The 16,402-nt window shown below is 68.9% G+C and carries 17 protein-coding genes; 9 read left to right on the top strand and 8 right to left on the bottom strand.

What is annotated here, in order from left to right; translation table 11 throughout:
• Positions 1 to 92: 92 nt before the first annotated feature.
• Complete coding sequence (locus tag HGB51_RS16180) at positions 93 to 1,268, bottom strand: UbiH/UbiF family hydroxylase (RefSeq protein WP_070209031.1); 1,176 nt, start codon at positions 1,266 to 1,268, stop codon at positions 93 to 95.
• A complete protein-coding gene (gene ubiH, locus HGB51_RS16185) occupies positions 1,265 to 2,470 on the bottom strand; it encodes a 2-octaprenyl-6-methoxyphenyl hydroxylase (protein ID WP_070209024.1) in 1,206 nt (401 codons plus the stop codon). Before ubiH ends, HGB51_RS16180 begins: the two co-directional genes overlap by 4 nt.
• An 84-nt stretch (positions 2,471 to 2,554) precedes the next feature.
• Here ubiH and HGB51_RS16190 point away from each other — a divergent pair, with 84 nt between their 5' ends.
• From HGB51_RS16190 to HGB51_RS16230, 9 genes are all read left to right on the top strand, one after another.
• A complete protein-coding gene (locus tag HGB51_RS16190) occupies positions 2,555 to 3,139 on the top strand; it encodes a hypothetical protein (protein ID WP_070209023.1) in 585 nt (194 codons plus the stop codon).
• An 11-nt stretch (positions 3,140 to 3,150) separates the two neighbouring features.
• Positions 3,151 to 3,705 (top strand): cob(I)yrinic acid a,c-diamide adenosyltransferase, encoded by a 555-nt coding sequence (locus HGB51_RS16195; RefSeq protein ID WP_070209022.1) that lies wholly within the window; start codon positions 3,151 to 3,153, stop codon positions 3,703 to 3,705.
• Between the two features lie 30 nt (positions 3,706 to 3,735).
• Positions 3,736 to 4,653 carry a histone deacetylase family protein gene (locus tag HGB51_RS16200; RefSeq protein ID WP_070209021.1) on the top strand — a complete coding sequence of 306 codons (918 nt, stop codon included), beginning with the start codon at positions 3,736 to 3,738 and terminating at the stop codon, positions 4,651 to 4,653.
• Between the two features lie 91 nt (positions 4,654 to 4,744).
• Positions 4,745 to 7,201, top strand: coding sequence for an LPS-assembly protein LptD (gene lptD, locus HGB51_RS16205; RefSeq protein WP_070209020.1), 2,457 nt, complete (start codon positions 4,745 to 4,747; stop codon positions 7,199 to 7,201).
• A complete protein-coding gene (locus HGB51_RS16210) occupies positions 7,198 to 8,547 on the top strand; it encodes a peptidylprolyl isomerase (protein WP_070209019.1) in 1,350 nt (449 codons plus the stop codon). Before lptD ends, HGB51_RS16210 begins: the two co-directional genes overlap by 4 nt.
• A gap of 11 nt (positions 8,548 to 8,558) precedes the next feature.
• Entirely contained in the window at positions 8,559 to 9,539 is a 981-nt protein-coding gene (gene pdxA, locus HGB51_RS16215; protein WP_070209018.1) for a 4-hydroxythreonine-4-phosphate dehydrogenase PdxA, read from the top strand.
• Entirely contained in the window at positions 9,536 to 10,354 is an 819-nt protein-coding gene (gene rsmA / locus HGB51_RS16220) for a 16S rRNA (adenine(1518)-N(6)/adenine(1519)-N(6))-dimethyltransferase RsmA (RefSeq protein ID WP_070209017.1), read from the top strand. The genes pdxA and rsmA overlap by 4 nt, the downstream gene beginning before the upstream one ends.
• Positions 10,351 to 10,734 (top strand): Co2+/Mg2+ efflux protein ApaG, encoded by a 384-nt coding sequence (apaG, locus tag HGB51_RS16225; protein WP_070209016.1) that lies wholly within the window; start codon positions 10,351 to 10,353, stop codon positions 10,732 to 10,734. Before rsmA ends, apaG begins: the two co-directional genes overlap by 4 nt.
• Before the next feature lie 13 nt (positions 10,735 to 10,747).
• Complete coding sequence (locus HGB51_RS16230; protein WP_171966896.1) at positions 10,748 to 11,758, top strand: symmetrical bis(5'-nucleosyl)-tetraphosphatase; 1,011 nt, start codon at positions 10,748 to 10,750, stop codon at positions 11,756 to 11,758.
• 267 nt (positions 11,759 to 12,025) lie between these two features.
• On the opposite strand, the gene HGB51_RS16235 is transcribed toward HGB51_RS16230, so the two are convergent.
• From HGB51_RS16235 to HGB51_RS16260, 6 genes are read right to left on the bottom strand one after another with little or no spacing between them, the layout of a single operon-like run.
• A complete protein-coding gene (locus HGB51_RS16235) occupies positions 12,026 to 12,520 on the bottom strand; it encodes a dihydrofolate reductase (protein WP_171966897.1) in 495 nt (164 codons plus the stop codon).
• On the bottom strand, positions 12,517 to 13,311 hold the full coding sequence (locus HGB51_RS16240) for a thymidylate synthase (protein ID WP_171966898.1): 795 nt from the start codon (positions 13,309 to 13,311) through the stop codon (positions 12,517 to 12,519). Before HGB51_RS16240 ends, HGB51_RS16235 begins: the two co-directional genes overlap by 4 nt.
• Positions 13,308 to 14,204: a prolipoprotein diacylglyceryl transferase gene (lgt, locus tag HGB51_RS16245; RefSeq protein ID WP_070208971.1), complete on the bottom strand. Its 897-nt coding sequence runs from the start codon at positions 14,202 to 14,204 to the stop codon at positions 13,308 to 13,310. The genes HGB51_RS16240 and lgt overlap by 4 nt, the downstream gene beginning before the upstream one ends.
• Before the next feature lie 51 nt (positions 14,205 to 14,255).
• Positions 14,256 to 14,744, bottom strand: coding sequence for a TPM domain-containing protein (locus HGB51_RS16250; RefSeq protein ID WP_070208970.1), 489 nt, complete (start codon positions 14,742 to 14,744; stop codon positions 14,256 to 14,258).
• Complete coding sequence (locus HGB51_RS16255) at positions 14,744 to 15,640, bottom strand: TPM domain-containing protein (protein WP_070208969.1); 897 nt, start codon at positions 15,638 to 15,640, stop codon at positions 14,744 to 14,746. Before HGB51_RS16255 ends, HGB51_RS16250 begins: the two co-directional genes overlap by 1 nt.
• 3 nt (positions 15,641 to 15,643) lie before the next feature.
• A complete protein-coding gene (locus HGB51_RS16260) occupies positions 15,644 to 16,303 on the bottom strand; it encodes a LemA family protein (RefSeq protein ID WP_070208968.1) in 660 nt (219 codons plus the stop codon).
• Positions 16,304 to 16,402: the final 99 nt, after the last annotated feature.

Genomic DNA, 16,402 nt, shown 5'->3' on the forward strand with positions numbered 1-16,402 from the left:
AGGGACGCCGCCGGAAGCCCCCATGGCACCAGCTGCGTCACAGTCTGGGCAGCCGCGAACGGCCGCACTTCCAGATTTCGATCATTCCGGGCTCAAAGCCCGGCGGCGCGCTTCCACAACGCCGACACCAGCGGCGGCAGCTTGCCTGCGCACCCCAGCGCGCGCCCGCGCGTCAGGGTCAGGTGCATCTCGTCGTTCGAGAAAATGGTGTTGATTGCGTCAAACCCGTAGGCCGATACCGTGTTGTCGCTGCGCCGCTCGCGGGCCCAGCGCTGCAGGCGCTCCGGCGACGCCCAGTCCTGCCGCCGCTGCTGCGCGCCCAGCACCTGCGCATGCAGGGCGGCCACGTCGCGCAGGCCCAGGTTCACGCCCTGCCCGGCCAGCGGATGGACCACATGCGCGGCATCGCCCAGGGTCAGCACGCGGCCGGCCACATAGGCCTGGGCCAGCTGGCGACGCAGCGGGAACGCGGCGCGGCGCGAGGCCAGCGTCATCGCGCCCAGCCGGCCGGCGAAGGCGCGGGTCAGTTCGGCGTTGAAGGCCGCATCGCCCAGCGCCAGCACGCGTTCGGCCTCGGCGTCCGGCAGCGTCCACACGATGGAACTGCGGTGCGTGCCGGCCGGCAGTACCGCCAGCGGGCCGCTCACCAGGAAGCGCTGCCACGCGGAGGCCTCGTTGCCCTGTTCGGTGTCGATATAGGCCACCACGCCGCGCTGCCCGTAGTCCTGGCGGCTGACCTCCAGGCCGGCCAGGCGGCGCAGGGTCGAGTCGGCGCCGTCGGCGGCGATTGCCAGGGTGGCCTCCAGCCGACGGCCATCGTCCAGGCGCACGCGCACGCCGTCGGCGTCCTGCTCCAGCGCCTCCACCCGTGCCGGGCAGCACAGCTGCACGCCGGCGGCCGGCAGCGCCGCCCACAGGCGATCCACGAGCAGGTCGTTCTCCACGATCCAGCCCAGTTGCTCACGCCCCAGGCGGTCGGCGTCGAACTGCAGTTCGTCGCCACCGGCGGCGTCCCAGACGCGCATGCGCCGGTAGGCGCAGGCGCGTGCCGCCAGCACCGACGGCCACACCCCCAGCGTGCGCAGCAGCTGCGCATTGTCCGGGGCGAAGGCGTACACCCGCAGGTCGGGCTGCTGCGGTTGCCAGCCGGCCGGCTCGCGGCCTTCCACCAGGGTCACCTCCAGCCCGGCATCAGCCAGTGCCAGCGCGCAGGCCGCGCCGACCACGCCGCCGCCGACCACGATCACATCGCGCGTGCGGCGGCTCATGCGCCCACCCCACGGCACAGCGCCGGCACTTCGCCGCGGAAGCCCATCGCCCCGCCGACCAGCAGCGACTGCATCGAGGTCGCCTGCGCGGCCAGCAGGCCGAGGCTGCGCAGTGGCCGCAGCAGCGGTGCCGGGTTGCTGGTCAGCCGGGCCAGCCCACCGGAGAAGGCGATGGTCTGGCGGCGATCTTCTTCGCGGCGCGCTACGTGGGCCTGCAGCAGGGTGTCGCTGCCGGGATCGGTCGTCGTCTCCAGCAGCTCGGCCAGGGTCAGCGCATCGCGCAGGCCCAGGTTGAAACCCTGCGCACCCAGCGGGTGGATGGTCTGGGCGGCGTTGCCGAGCAGGACCGCGCGCTCGCCGACCAGGCCGCGCGCCAGCACCTGCACCAGCGGATAGGCGCTGCGCGGCCCGCTTTCCAGCAGCCGACCGGCGCGCCAGCCGATGGCCCGCTGCAGGCGCGCCAGCCAGGCCGCGTCGTCCAGCGCCATCACCGCGTCTGCCTGGTCCCGGGCCACCCCGTGCACCACGCCGAAGTGGCGGTCGCCACGCGGCAGCAGGGCGGTGGGGCCGGTATCCGTGAAGCGCTCGTAGGCGGTGCCGTCCGGCGCGCGCGCGGCGCGGACGCGGGCCACGAACAGGTTCTGCTGGAAGTCGTGCTCGTCCACCTCGATGCCCAGCGCGTCGCGCACGCCGCTGCGGGTGCCATCGGCGCCGACCACCAGCCGCGCCAGCAGGCAGCGCTCGCCACTGTCGTCGGCGATGACCACCTGCCGGTAGCCGTCTTCGACCGCGCCCAACCGCACGAAGCGTGCCGGGCGGTAGCGGGTCAGATGCTGCAGGCCCTGCAGGCGCGCTTCCAGCGCCTGGCCGAAATCGCGGGCGACCACGACCTGGCCAAACCACGGCCGCTGGTACTCCGCCGCGTCCATCTGCACGCGGCCGAAGTCGCCGGCACGGGTGACCTGGATGCGGGTGATCGGGCCGGGGGCCGCGCCCAGCAGCTGCATCACGCCCAGCGCGGTCAGCGCATTGACCGTGGCCGCACCGAAGCTGAGGTTGCGCTGGTCGAACACCGGCGGCAGCGCGCCCGCCGGGGCGGCTTCGACCAGGCCGACATCGCGGCCGGCCCGGTCCAGGGCGATGGCCAGGCTGGCGCCGACCAGCCCACCGCCCACGATCACTACGTCATGACGTTCACTCATGCCGCCATGATAGTGCGTGCAGGCCGGCAACGCCCCGTGGCGGCAGGCGCTAGAATGAACGCTGGACCACCACTGCCCGTGCCCATGACCCCGACCGCCCAACGCGCCTTCATCCTGTTCGTGCTCGTGCTGCTGATGGCCGCGACCCGGGTCAATCACTTCGCCGCCATCCCCGACGCGTCCTGGGCGGTGTTCTTCATTGGCGGCTTCCACCTGCGCCGCTGGTCGCGCTGGGCCTTCCCGCTGCTGATGGTGCTGGCGATCGTCATCGACGTGCTGGTGATCCGCGCCAGCGGCATCGGCTACTGGCAGCACTACTGCGTGTCGCCGGGCACGGCGCTGCTGGTGCCGGCCTACTTCGCGATGTGGGTTGGCGGCGCGCTGCTGCGCCAGGGCTACCGCGGTGCCGACTGGAGCGCGCTGGCCAAGGCCGCCGCACTGCTGGTAGCCGCCGTGGCGGTCTGCCACCTGTTCGCGCAGAGCGGCTTCTACTGGACCAGCGACGTGGTCGCCGCGCCTACCCTGCAGGGCTGGGCGACGAACTATGCGGACTGGTTCCTGCCGTACCTGCGTACCGCTGCAATCTATGTTGGGCTGGCCGCCGCGCTGCAGCTGGCCACCGAACAGGTGGTCAAACTGCAGCAGGCCCGCCGCGACGTGCTGCGCTGAGACCGGCGCGCATGGGCAATCGTCTTTCGCGGATCTACACGCGCACCGGCGATGACGGCAGTACCGGCCTGGGCGATGGCAGCCGCGTGGCCAAGGACGCGGCGCGGGTCAACGCCTTCGGTAGCGTGGACGAGGCCAATTCTGCGCTGGGCGTGTTGCTGGCGGTGGCACTGCCCGATGACGTGCGCACGCTGCTCACCACCGTGCAGCACCAGTTGTTCGACCTCGGCGGCGAGCTGTGCATTCCCGGCCATGCCGCCATCCAGGCCAGCGATGTGAGCGCGCTCGAACAGCAGCTGGACCATTACAACGCCACGTTGCCGGCCTTGAAGGAGTTCATCCTGCCCGGCGGCGGTGAAGCCGCCGCGCGCTGCCACCTGGCGCGCACCATCGTGCGCCGCGCCGAGCGCGAGACGGTGACCCTGGCGCGGCTTGAAACCGTCCGCGCCGAGGCGCTGCACTACCTCAACCGGCTGTCGGACCTGCTGTTCGTGCTGGCCCGGGTGCTGGCCCGCGCCGATGGACACGGCGACGTGCTCTGGCAGCACGCCCGCCGCCACGGCTGAGCCGCCCTACCGCCCCGGAACCCCGTCCGCATGCTGGTTTTCACCCATCCCGACTGTCTGCTGCACGATCCCGGCCCGGGCCACCCCGAATGCCCGCAGCGCCTGCAGGTGGTGCTCGACGCCCTGCACGCAGCCTTCCCCACGCAGCTGGACTGGCGCCAGGCGCCGCCGGCCAAGTTCGGCGAGCTGGCGCGGGTGCACGACAGCGCGCTGATCGACCAGGTGCTGGCCACCCAGACCGAACCACTGCGCCAGCTCGACATGGACACCCTTACCTCGCCCGGCTCGGCCAGCGCCGCCGTGCATGCGGCCGGCGCCGGGGTGGCGGCGGTCGATGCGGTCATGCTGGGCAAGGACCCGTTGGCGTTCTGCGCGGTCCGTCCGCCGGGGCACCACGCCACCGCCACCACGGCGATGGGGTTCTGTCTGTTCAACAACATCGCCATCGCCGCAGCCTATGCGCGCGACCGCTATGGGCTGGAGCGCATCGCCATCGTCGATTTCGACGTGCACCACGGCAACGGCACCCAGGACATCTTCGCGGCCGACCCGCGGGTGGCCTACTACAGCACCCACCAGGCCGGCCTGTTCCCGCATTCGGGCCTGCGCCGCGACCGTGGCGCCGGCAACCTGCTCAACATCCTGCTGCCGCCGGGCAGTGGCAGCTTCCGCTTCCGCAACACCTGGGCCGACGAGATGCTGCCGGCGATCGACGACTTCCGCCCGCAGCTGCTGCTGGTCTCGGCCGGATTCGACGCCCACCTGCGCGATCCGCAGGCCGACCTGATGCTGGAAACCGACGATTTCGCCTGGATCACCGCCGAGCTGCGCGGTCTCGCCCGTCGCCATGCGGCCGGGCGCATGGTGTCGATGCTGGAGGGCGGATACGACCTGCAGGCGCTGGCCGAATGCTCTGTCGCGCACGTGGCCGCGCTGCTGGATCCATGAACCTGAACCCCTTGTAGGAATTCACCTTCATTGCCCCTATGCAAGGGATGGGGCAAGCTACGATCCGTTTTCGCCTGAATCCGAAGCCCGCGTGCGCCGAGCCCTCCGCCTGCTGCCCCTCCCCCTGAGCATCGCCATCTGCCTGCCGGCCATGGCCGACGAGAAACCGGTGAACTGGGGCCTGTGCCCGGTTACCGATGTCCTGCCCGTCTTCGAAGACGCCCCTCCGGCGGACAAGGCGGCGGCTGAAACCCGCGACCAGCAACCCACCGATATCGAAGGCGACAGCCTGTTCGGAACCAGCACGGTGCCGCAGTACCAGGGCAACGTTGCGCTCAAGCGCGGCGACCAGTTCCTCGGGACCGACCATCTGAGCTTCGACACCGAAAGCGGTAATTACATCGCCGAAGGCAACGTCCGCTACCAGGACTCGTCGATCCGCATGATCGCCAAGCGGGCCGAAGGCAACCAGGAGTCGGACACCCACAAGATCAGCGACATCCAGTACCAGCTGGTGTCCCGGCGCGGTAACGGCGGCGCGGAGTCGATCGACCTGCAGGGTTCGGTCGGCCAGATGCACCGCTCCACCTATACCACCTGCGACCCCTCGCAGCCGATCTGGAAGCTGTCGGCGCCGCAGATCGACGTGGACAACGACGAAGGCTTCGGAACCGCCCGCAACGCCGTGCTGCGCATCGGCAAGGTGCCGGTACTGTGGGCGCCGTACTTCAAGTTCCCGATCGACGACCGTCGCCAGACCGGCCTGCTCTACCCGCAGCTGGGCATGTCCGGCCGCAACGGGTTCGATTACGCGCAGCCGATCTACTTCAACCTGGCGCCGAACTACGACGACACCCTGACCCCGCGCTACATGAGCAAGCGCGGGCTGATGCTCGACAACGAATTCCGCTACCTGTACGACGGCGGCCGTGGCCAGCTGGATACGGCCTACCTGCCCAACGACAAGCTGCGCGACCGCGACCGCGGCGAGTTCAAGTTCGAGGGCTACCACAACATCAATTCGACCTGGCAGGCCCGCGCCAACCTGGCCTGGGTCACCGACGAGCGCTACACCGAGGATTTCTCCAGCAAGCTGCTGGGGGTGACCACCTCGTCGCTGCAGAGCCAGATCGGCATCTACGGTACCGGCGAGAACTGGACCGGCGGCCTGATGGCCGACCGCTGGCAGAACACCGACTACACCCTCACCGACGCCTCCCTGCCCTACGCGCGCCAGCCGCGCCTGTTCGGCACCTGGGAGAAGCCGGTGCTGCCGTGGCTGGACGTCGGTGTCTACGCCGAGGCGGTGCGCTTTACCCATGATGATGTGGACGGCAAGTTCGGGCCTGAGCAGGACTACGCCGACAACGGTGTGGTGACGCCGTATTACAACGGCTCGCGCCTGGACGTGAAGCCGTTCGTGAGCATGCCGTTCGCGGGCGCCTCGTGGTACGTCACCCCCACCCTGGCTTACCGCTACACCGGCTACGAGCTGGACCAGGGCCTGGCCGACCAGACCCGGTTGCAGGCATTGCGTGATGCTGGCATCGACCCGGCCACGGCTACGGCAGACCAGCTGCGCGGCAACACCTCCCCCCACCGCAGCGTGCCGATCGGCAGCATCGACGCGGGCATGTTCTTCGACCGCGAAACCACCATCAATGGCAAGGGCTACCTGCATACGCTGGAGCCGCGCCTGTTCTACCTGCGCACGCCGTACCGCGACCAGAGCGACCAGCCGATCTTCGACACCCGCGACTTCACCTTCAGCTGGGGCCAGCTGTTCCGCGACTCGCGCTACACCGGCGCGGACCGCCAGAACGATGCCAACCAGCTGACGATGGCGGTCAGTACCCGCTTCATCAACCAGGACACCGGGCGCGAGCGCTTCTCCGGCAGCATCGGCCAGATCCTGTACTTCGACGATTCGCGGGTCACCCTGCCGGGTCAGCAGGCCCAGATCGAGCAGGGCAAGTCGGCGTGGATCGCCGACGCCAACTACGCCATCAACGACCGCTGGAACCTGGGCGCGACCTACCAGTGGGACCCCAAGTACAAGCGCGAGGACCTGGCCAGCGTGCGCGCGCGCTACCTGATGTCCAACGACGGCATCGTCAACCTGACCTACCGCTACCGCATCAATGCGGCCGCGCCGGCGACCGCGACCAAGGAAGAGCGCACCCTGCTGGAGCAGGTCGACCTGTCCTTCCTGTACCCGATCAATGCCTCCTGGAGCGTGGTCGGCCGCTACTACTACTCGCTGGAAGACAAGGCGCCGCTGGAGATCATCGGTGGCGTGCAGTGGGACAGCTGCTGCCTGGCCGTCCGCGCCCTGGCCCGCCGCTACGTGCGCAACCGCGAGGGTGAGCTGAACAATTCGTTCCAGATCGAGTTCGTGCTCAAGGGCCTGAGCTCCATCGGCCAGAACACGGACCGCACTTTGCGCCGTGCTATTCTCGGCTATTACCGGGACGACCTCTATCTCGTGCCGCCCAGCACTACCGGTGCGCCCACGCGCGACGACTACGATCCGAACCTGATCCCATGACCAAGACCCTTCCCGTCCTCCTCGCTTCCGTCCTCGCCGTCACCACCGTTTCCGCGCCGCTGCAGGTGCTGGCCCAGCAGACCCAGTCGCTGGACCGCATTGCCGCGATCGTCGACGAAGACGTGGTGCTGCAGAGCGAGCTGGACCGTGCCGTGCAGAACATCAAGGCCCAGTACGCCGGCCGGGAAAACCAGCTGCCGCCCGATGACGTGCTGAACCGGCAGGTGCTGGAGCGCCTGGTATTGGTCAAGCTGCAGGTGGCCCGCGCCGAAGGCAGCGGGATCAAGGTCAGCGACCAGGAACTGAACCAGGCGCTGAACTCGATCGCCCAGCAGAACGGCTCCAACCTGGACGCCCTGCGCCAGCGCCTGGCCGCCGACGGCCTGGATTTCAATGACTTCCGCAACTCGGTCCGCGACGAAATCACCGTGCAGCGCCTGCGCCAGAGCTTCGCGCAGAGCCGCATCAGTGTCAGCGAGGGCGAAGTGGATGCCGCGCTGAAGCAGGAAGCGACCGCCGGTACCCAGTACCACCTGGCGCACATCCTGATCGCCCTGCCCGAAGGTGCCACCGCCGAGCAGATCGCCACCGGCCAGAAGAAGGTCGACGGCGTGAAGGCCCTGCTGGACAAGGGCGAGCTGGACTTCAATGCCGCCGCCGTTCGCTATTCCGACAGCCCCAACGCGCTGGAAGGCGGCGACCTTGGCTGGCGTTCGCTGGATGAAATCCCGGGTGCCTTCGCGCAGATGATGACCGGCATGAAGGCCGGCGAAGTGGTCGGCCCGCTGCGCGGCCCGAGCGGCTTCCAGCTGCTGAAGCTGGTCGAAGTGCGTGATGCCAGCGCCAGCGCCGGCGGCCAGACCATCACCGAGTACCACGCGCGGCATATCCTGGTGCGGGTCAACGACCAGCAGGACAACGCCACCGCCAAGGCCAAGGCCGACACCCTGCGTGCGCGCATTGCCGGCGGTGCGGACTTCCAGGCCGTGGCCCGGGAATCGTCCGAAGACACCAACAGCAAGGGCCAGGGCGGCGACCTCGGCTGGTTCCCGGCCGACGCGTTCGGCCCGGACTTCGGCAAGCAGGTCACCGCGCTGACCGACGGCGGCGTCAGCGCGCCGTTCCGCACCGATGCCGGCTGGCATATCGTGCAGCGCGAGGGTTCGCGCCAGACCGATGCAGGCACCGACAACAAGCGCGCCCAGATCCGCGAGACCATCGGTCGCCGCAAGCTGGAAGAGGAATACAACCGTTACCTGCAGGAACTGCGTGGCGAAGCCTACGTGGACCTGCGCATCGGCACCCCCGGCCAGGCGGCTCCGGCCCCGGCGCCGACCACCCCCTGAGGCCCACGCCGATGATCCCGCAGCTCGCTCTGGTACCGGGCGAGCCCGCCGGGATCGGCCCGGAACTCTGCCTTCGCCTGATCCAGCAGCCGCGCACCGATTGCCGGCTGCTGGCCTTCGCCGACCCGGATACGTTGCGGTCGGCCGCGACAGCGCTCTCGTTGCCACTGAACCTGCTGCCTGAAGACGCGATCGCCCGCCAGCCGGGCGATATGCCGTTGTGCGCGGTGCCCAATGCGACGCCCTCGCGCTTTGGCCAGACCGACCCGGCCAATGCCGGGGCGGTGATCGGTGCGCTGCTGCAGGCCGGCCAGGCGTGCGTGGACGGGCGCCTGGACGGGGTGGTGACCGGGCCGGTGCACAAGGCGGTGATCAACCAGGGCGGGATTGCCTACAGCGGGACCACCGAGCTGCTGGCCGACCAGGCGGGCGTGCAGGTGGTGATGATGCTGGCCAACGACATCGTGCGGGTGGCGCTGGCCACCACCCACCTGCCGCTGCGCGCGGTGGCCGATGCGATCACGGCCGATGGGCTGGCGGCGACCCTGCACACGGTGCACGGCGCGCTGCGTCGCGAGTTCGGCATCGCGGCGCCGCGGATCGCGGTGCTGGGGCTGAACCCGCATGCCGGCGAGGACGGGCACCTGGGCCGTGAAGAGCTGGACGTGGTCATTCCGCTGCTGGAGCGGCTGCGCGCGGGCGGCATGGACCTGGTCGGGCCACTGCCGGCCGACACGGCGTTCCTGCCGCAGAAGCTGGCCGGGTTCGACACGGTGCTGGCGATGTACCACGACCAGGGCCTGCCGGTGCTCAAGTACAGTGGGTTCGAGCAGGCGGTGAACATCACGCTGGGCCTGCCCTACCCCCGCGTGGCGGTGGACCACGGCACGGCGCTGGATCTGGCCGGGCGCGGCATCGCCGACCCTTCCAGCCTGCTGGCCGCCACTGCGCTGTGCGCGCGGCTGGCCCGGCAACGTAAAATGAGCACATGACTTCTTCGCACTCCCCCTCTGCGCCCGGCTTCACCGCCCCGGCGAAAAAGCAGCTCGGCCAGCACTTCCTGGCCGACCGCAGCTACATCGACAAGATCGTGCTGGCGGTCAATCCGAAGGACGACGACCGGCTGGTCGAAATCGGGCCGGGCCAGGGTGCGATCACCCTGCCGCTGCTGCGTCGCCATCCGCGCCTGACGGTGATCGAGTTCGACCGCGACCTGATCGCGCCGCTGACCGCGGCGGCGGCACCGCTGGGCGAGCTGACCATCGTGCACCGCGACGTGCTGCAGGTGGACTTCACGGCGCTGGCCGGCGATGGGCAGATCCGGCTGGTCGGCAACCTGCCGTACAACATTTCGTCGCCGATCCTGTTCCATGCGATGGAGCATGCGGCGGTGATCCGCGACATGCATTTCATGCTGCAGAAGGAAGTGGTGGACCGCATGGCGGCCGACCCGGGCAGCAAGGTCTATGGGCGGCTGAGCGTGATGCTGCAGGCGTGGTGCAAGGTGACGTCGCTGTTCGTGGTGCCGCCGGGGGCATTCCGCCCGCCACCGAAGGTGGACTCGGCGGTGGTGCGGCTGGTGCCGCGCGATCCGGCTACGGTCGGGATCCTGGACCGGAAGCGTTTCGCGGAGGTGGTGCGCTCGGCATTCGGGCAGCGCCGGAAGACGCTGCGCAATGCGCTGAACGGGGTGGTGACGCCGGAGCAGTTCGAGGCGGCGGGCGTGCGCAGCGATGCACGTGCGGAGCAGCTGGAGGTGGCGCAGTTCATTGCGCTGGCCAATGTGCCGCGCGCGGAGTCGGCATGAGCGACGCCGAACAGTATGCGATCTCGGTGGAGGTCGCGCCGCGCTTCCTGGATGAGCAGTCGACGCCGGAAGACGGGCGCTTTGCGTTCGCGTATACGATCCGGATCCACAACGGGGGCCGCGTTGCGGCGCGGCTGGTGGCGCGCCATTGGCGGATCACCGATGGCAACGGGCGGGTGGAGCATGTGGACGGTGACGGGGTGATCGGGGAGCAGCCGCGGCTGCGCCCGGGTGAAGACTTCCGTTACACGTCGGGTGTCATGCTGGAAACCGAACATGGAACGATGCAGGGGCATTACGACATGGTGGCCGACGATGGCACCGAGTTCGCTGCGCCGATCGCGCCGTTCGTGTTGACCATTCCGCGCACGCTGCACTGATGGAGGCGCACGCATGAGTGTCTGGGCCATCGGGGACCTGCAGGGCTGTTATGAGGTGACCCAGCGTCTGCTGGAGAAGATCCGCTTCGATCCGGCGGTGGACAAGCTGTGGTTCTGTGGCGACCTGGTCAACCGGGGCGGTCAGTCGCTGGAGACGTTGCGGCTGGTGCATTCGCTGCGGGAGCACAGCGTGGTGGTGCTGGGCAACCACGATCTGTCGCTGTTGGCGGTGGGTGCGCGTACGGAGGAGGAGCAGCGCAAGGTGAATCCGGACCTGCTGCGGATCGTGCAGGCGGAGGATCGGGATGTGCTGCTGGACTGGCTGCGCATGCAGAAGCTGGTGCACGTGGACCGTGAGCTGGGCTGGATGATGGTGCACGCGGGGCTGGCGCCGAAGTGGACGACGCAGCTGGCGGAGAAGCATGCGCGGGAGGTGGAGCAGCAGTTGCATGGCGGTGGTTACCGCAAGCTGTTCCGCAACATGTACGGGGACAAGCCGGTGTGGTCGCCGGGGCTGTCGGGGTACGACCGGTCGCGGGCGATCATCAATCTGCTGACGCGGATGCGTTACTGCACGCCGCGCGGGCGGATCGGAATCGAGGACAAGGGGACGCCGGGCACGCAGGAGCAGGGGTTGTACCCGTGGTTCGAGGTGCCGGGCCGGGTGGAGCGCGATCTGAAGATCGTGTGCGGGCATTGGTCGGCGCTGGGCCTGACGATCACGCAGGGTGTGCATGCGATCGATACGGGTGCGGTGTGGGGCGGGAAGCTGACGGCGCTGCAGCTGGATACGGAAGAGCTGCGCGTGGTGCAGGTACCGGGCCGCGATGTGCCGAAGCCGGTCACGCCGCCGCGTCCGCCGGCGCGTCGGCCGGCCAATGAAGGCGGCCAGTTGAACGGGCGCCCGCCGCGGGGTCCGCGCGAAGGGCAGCAGCGCGAGCGTGGGCCGCGGCAACAGCAACCGCGCCGTCAGCGTGAGCCGGCAGGCAATGGCGGCGGCGACAGCTCTCCGACGACCGCATAGCCCTTCTGATTGCATCCCTTCCGGTAGAGCCGGGCCCTGCCCGGCTGCTGTTGGATTCAGGCGAACAACCTTGCGCTGCAGGCGTTCCCTGGCTGGGGCCGTCGGGTGCGGGTTTGTGGGGGACGCTGCAAGTACGTCCATGTAAGCTCATCGCCGCATCCATGCGGCTCGTGCCCCCTCAAACCCACCCCCGCCGACCCCTCGATAGTGGGTCGGTGGCCATGCGTAGAGACACGCCATGCGTGTCTGATCTTTCAGCGCGCGGCGCTATCGGTCTCGCGTGTAATCCACGAAATCGAAGGCGTACGCGTGCTTTGCATCCGCCTTGTGATGCTCTCGTGCGACTTCCACCCACTGCTCCGCATCGAACTCCGGGAAATGGGTGTCTGCGTCTACCTGCGCGTCTACCCACGTCAGGTGCATGTCCGTGGCTTGCGCCATGACCAGCCTGAAAATCTCGCCGCCGCCGATCACGCACAACTCGTCTGCGCCCGTGGCGGCTGCGAACTGCTTTGCTTCTTCGATGGAGGCTACTGCCTGCATGCCTTCGAACGGCACTTGGCCCGAACGGGTCAACACGAGGTTTGGCCGCCCCGGCAGGGCGCGGCCCAGAGACTGGGCGGTCTTCCGGCCCATCAGGATCGGCTTGCCGAGGGTCAGTGCCTTGAAGCGCTTCAGGTCGTCCGGCAGCTGCCAGGGCAGCTGGTTGTCCTGGCCAATGCCGTGGTCGCGGTCGAGGGCGACGATCAGGGACAGCTTCATACCGCGACCGGGGCCTTGATGGCGGGGTGCGGGTCGTAGCCGTCGATGCGGATGTCGTCGAACTGGAAGCCGAACAGGTCGGTGACGTCGGGGTTCAACCACAGCTTCGGCAGAGCGCGCGGTTGGCGGGTGAGCTGTTCGCGGGCCTGGTCGTAGTGGTTGGAGTAGAGGTGGGCGTCGCCGAGAGTGTGGACGAAGTCGCCGACGCCGAGGCCGGTGGCCTGGGCGACCATGTGGGTCAGCAGGGCGTAGCTGGCGATGTTGAACGGGACGCCGAGGAAGATGTCGCCGCTGCGCTGGTAGAGCTGGCAGCTGAGCTTGCCGTCGACCACGTAGAACTGGAACAGGTTGTGGCAGGGCATCAGCGCCATCTGCGAGAGTTCGCCGACGTTCCAGGCGCTGACCACGAGGCGGCGCGAGTCGGGGTTGCGCTTGATCTCGTCGACCAGCCACTGCATCTGGTCGATGCTGCCGCCGTCGGCGGTGGCCCAGCTGCGCCACTGCTTGCCGTAGACGGGGCCGAGGTCGCCGTTTTCGTCGGCCCATTCGTCCCAGATCCGGACCTGGTTGTCCTTGAGGTAGCCGATGTTGGTGTCGCCCTTCAGGAACCACAGCAGCTCATGGATGATCGAGCGCAGGTGCAGCTTCTTGGTGGTGACCAGCGGGAAACCGTCGTTGAGGTTGAAGCGCATCTGCCAGCCGAACACGCTGCGGGTGCCGGTGCCGGTGCGGTCGGACTTTTCGGTGCCGTGTTCGAGTACGTGCTGCAGCAGGTCGAGGTAGGCTTTCATGCCTTGCTCCCGGCGGCGGCCGGCGCGACCGGGAGCACCGGCTGCAGGACCGGGGCGCGGCGCGACAGGACCAGCAGGACCACGCCCAGCGCCACCAGCGGCAGGCTGAGCAGCTGGCCGCGGGTGAACCAGTCGAACGCGAGGTAGACGCCGTTGTCGGGCATGCGCACGAATTCAACGGCGAAGCGGAACACGCCGTACATCAGCGCGAACAGGCCGGAGATGAGGTAGCGCTGGCGCGGCTTGGCCGAGACGGCCCACAGAACGGCGAACATCACCAGGCCTTCGAGCAGCGCTTCATACAGCTGCGAGGGATGGCGGGCGTACTGATTCAGCGCGCCGCTGGCGAACTGGGTGCGCAGGGTGTCCATGTCCACGCCGTTGAAGGCGGCCGGCAGGCCACTGGGGAAGACCACGCCCCAGGTTCCGTCGGTGTACTTGCCCCACAGTTCGGCGCCGATGAAGTTGCCGAGGCGACCGAAGCCTAGTCCGAGCGGTACCAGCGGCGACATGAAGTCGAGGGTGTCGAACAGGTGCAGGCGGTGCCTGCGCGACCAGTACCAGCAGGCGAACAGCACGCCGAGCAGGCCACCGTGGAAGCTCATGCCGCCGTCCCAGACCTTGAACAGCAGCAGCGGGTTGTGCAGGAAATCGGCGGTGGCATAGAACAGCATGTAGCCGACGCGGCCGCCGACCACGACGCCGAGCATGGCGTAGAACAGCAGGTCGGAGAATCCATTGCCGTCCACGCCCGGCAGGCGCCCCGCGGCGATGCGCTTGCGCCCCAGCCACCAGGCGGCGGTGAAGCCGAGCAGGTACATGATGCCGTACCAGTGCACCTTGACCGGCCCGAGCGAGAGGGCGATGGGGTCGATATCGTGGAAATAGATCATGGGCGGCGCCTTGCAGGTAAGCGGCTATTCTCGGCCCAGTGCCGCGTTACCTCAACCAAGCAGTTGGGGGGTATTGGGCAGGGCGTCATCCTTGGACCCGCTGCCGGGCGGATAGTGCCCGGCCAGCACGTCGGAGACCTCGGCAATGGCCAGCAGCACCGCCTGCTGCAGGTCGTCGGCGCGCAGCAGGCCCTGCATGTGCTCGCAGATCGCCTGCCACTGGGTTTCGCCGACCCGGCCGCGCAGGCCGCGGTCGGCGATCAGTTCGATGGCGTGGTCGGCCAGCAGCAGGTAGACCAGTACGCCGTTGTTCTGTTCGGTGTCCCAGGTGCGCAGCTGGGCGAAGGCGTGCTCGGCGCGCTGGCGCGGGGTGACGCCCTGCCACAGCGCCATCCACGGCAGGTCGGCTTCGACCGCGAATATGACCTGGCCACCGTGGCGGCGCTCGCCGGCGGCGATCGCGTCGGTGATGGCCTGCAGCCGCGCTTCGCTGAAGGTGCGGTGCAGCGAGGGAGCGAACAGATGGCGCCAGATGCGCATCACCAGCCTCCCGAGGCGCCACCGCCTCCGGAACGTCCACCGCCGCCACCCCAGCCGCCGCCTCCGCCAAACCCGCCCCCTCCCCCACCGCCCCAGCTGCCACCGCCGAAGCCGCCGCCGCCCCAGCCGGTGTTGCGGGCGAAGCGGCCGGCGCGGCCGGAGGAGAAGCCGACGAACAGGCCGATCAGGCCGGCGAGGCCGCTGGCCAGCCACAACGAGGTGAACAGGAATGCGGCCACCGCTGCGCCGCCACCGCCGAGCAGGGCGCGCAGCGGGCGCGGCAGCCAGCCCAGCAGGGCGCGGGCGAAGGTCCCGACGAAGAAGCCGATCACCAGCGCGACGGTGAAGCCGTCGCTGCCATTGCCGCGCGGCGCGCGGTTGTCGCTGACCGGCGCCGGCAGCGCCTCGCCGTCAACCAGCTTCACCAGTGCGGCGGTGCCGTCGGCCAGGCCGCCGGCGTAGTCGCCGGTACGGAACTTCGGGGCCAGGTACTCCTGGATCACGCGGTTGGCGATGGCATCGGGGATCGCGCCTTCCAGCCCGTAGCCCGGCTCGATCCGCACCTTGCGGTCGTCCTTGGCCACCACCAGCAGCACGCCGTCGTCCACGCCCTTGCGCCCGACCTGCCACTGCTCGAACACGCGCTGGGTGTACTGCTCGATGGTTTCCGGCTGGGTGCTGGGCACCATCAGGATCTGCAGCTGGCTGCCCTTGCGCTGCTGCAGGGCCAGGGCCTGCGCTTCCAGTGCCTGCTTCTGCGCTGCGTCCAGGGTGCCGGTGGTATCGACCACCGGCGAGGCCATGGGCGGAATCGCGGCGTCGCTCTGCGCCCAGGCCGGCAGGGCCAGGCACAGGCAGGACAGCAACAGCGCACGCAGCAGCGGGCGGAGGCTCATGGCTTACTGCGCCGGCGCCTGCTGCGGTTGCGGTTGCGGTTGCGGTTGCGGCTGCGGCGCGGGCGCCGGTGCGGCTGGCTGCGAGCCGAACTTCACCGCCGGCGGCTGCGCGATCTGCGCTTCGTTCTCGACCGTGAAGTTGGGCTTGGCCGCGTAGCCGAAGATCTTGGCGGTGATCAGCTGCGGGAACGAGCGGATGTAGGTGTTGTAGTCCTGCACCTGCTGGATGTAGCGACCGCGGGCGACGGTGATGCGGTTTTCGGTGCCTTCCAGCTGCGCCTGCAGGTCGCGGAAGCCCTGGTCGGATTTCAGGTTCGGGTAGTTTTCGGTCACCACCAGCAGCCGCGACAGCGCACCGCTGAGTTCGCCCTGGGCCTGCTGGAACTGCTTGAGCGACTCGGCGTCGTCGGCATTGACGTTGACCTGGCCGACCCGCGCGCGGGCGTTGGTCACGTCGGTCAGCACCTGGCGTTCCTGGTTGGCATAGCCTTCCACGGTCTGCACCAGGTTGGGGATCAGGTCGGCGCGGCGCTTGTACTGGTTGACGACTTCGGACCAGCCGGCCTTGACCTGTTCATCTTTCTGCTGGATCGCGTTGTAGCCACAACCAGACAACAGGCTGGCCAGCAGGACCAGCAGGATGAGGCGGAAAGAGGTACGCATGGCCGGCTCCGGATCGGGGGTGGACGCGGCCGGAGAATGGCATGAATAGGGGTTAATTCCCCGTCATGGTCGGGTACCGACCCTGGGTCGGTACCCGGA

The sequence above is a fragment of the Stenotrophomonas bentonitica genome (assembly GCF_013185915.1).
Classification (GTDB): Bacteria; Pseudomonadota; Gammaproteobacteria; order Xanthomonadales; family Xanthomonadaceae; genus Stenotrophomonas; species Stenotrophomonas bentonitica.

Coding starts and splice junctions, on each gene's coding strand:
- HGB51_RS16230 (WP_171966896.1), top strand. CDS start 10,748: ATGAGTGTCTGGGCCATCGGGGACCTGCAGGGCTGTTATGAGGTGACC.
- HGB51_RS16200 (WP_070209021.1), top strand. CDS start 3,736: ATGCTGGTTTTCACCCATCCCGACTGTCTGCTGCACGATCCCGGCCCG.
- rsmA (WP_070209017.1), top strand. CDS start 9,536: ATGACTTCTTCGCACTCCCCCTCTGCGCCCGGCTTCACCGCCCCGGCG.
- HGB51_RS16210 (WP_070209019.1), top strand. CDS start 7,198: ATGACCAAGACCCTTCCCGTCCTCCTCGCTTCCGTCCTCGCCGTCACC.
- HGB51_RS16235 (WP_171966897.1), bottom strand. CDS start 12,520: ATGAAGCTGTCCCTGATCGTCGCCCTCGACCGCGACCACGGCATTGGC.
- HGB51_RS16255 (WP_070208969.1), bottom strand. CDS start 15,640: ATGAGCCTCCGCCCGCTGCTGCGTGCGCTGTTGCTGTCCTGCCTGTGC.
- apaG (WP_070209016.1), top strand. CDS start 10,351: ATGAGCGACGCCGAACAGTATGCGATCTCGGTGGAGGTCGCGCCGCGC.
- HGB51_RS16260 (WP_070208968.1), bottom strand. CDS start 16,303: ATGCGTACCTCTTTCCGCCTCATCCTGCTGGTCCTGCTGGCCAGCCTG.
- HGB51_RS16190 (WP_070209023.1), top strand. CDS start 2,555: ATGACCCCGACCGCCCAACGCGCCTTCATCCTGTTCGTGCTCGTGCTG.
- ubiH (WP_070209024.1), bottom strand. CDS start 2,470: ATGAGTGAACGTCATGACGTAGTGATCGTGGGCGGTGGGCTGGTCGGC.
- HGB51_RS16180 (WP_070209031.1), bottom strand. CDS start 1,268: ATGAGCCGCCGCACGCGCGATGTGATCGTGGTCGGCGGCGGCGTGGTC.
- HGB51_RS16195 (WP_070209022.1), top strand. CDS start 3,151: ATGGGCAATCGTCTTTCGCGGATCTACACGCGCACCGGCGATGACGGC.
- lgt (WP_070208971.1), bottom strand. CDS start 14,204: ATGATCTATTTCCACGATATCGACCCCATCGCCCTCTCGCTCGGGCCG.
- HGB51_RS16250 (WP_070208970.1), bottom strand. CDS start 14,744: ATGCGCATCTGGCGCCATCTGTTCGCTCCCTCGCTGCACCGCACCTTC.
- HGB51_RS16240 (WP_171966898.1), bottom strand. CDS start 13,311: ATGAAAGCCTACCTCGACCTGCTGCAGCACGTACTCGAACACGGCACC.
- pdxA (WP_070209018.1), top strand. CDS start 8,559: ATGATCCCGCAGCTCGCTCTGGTACCGGGCGAGCCCGCCGGGATCGGC.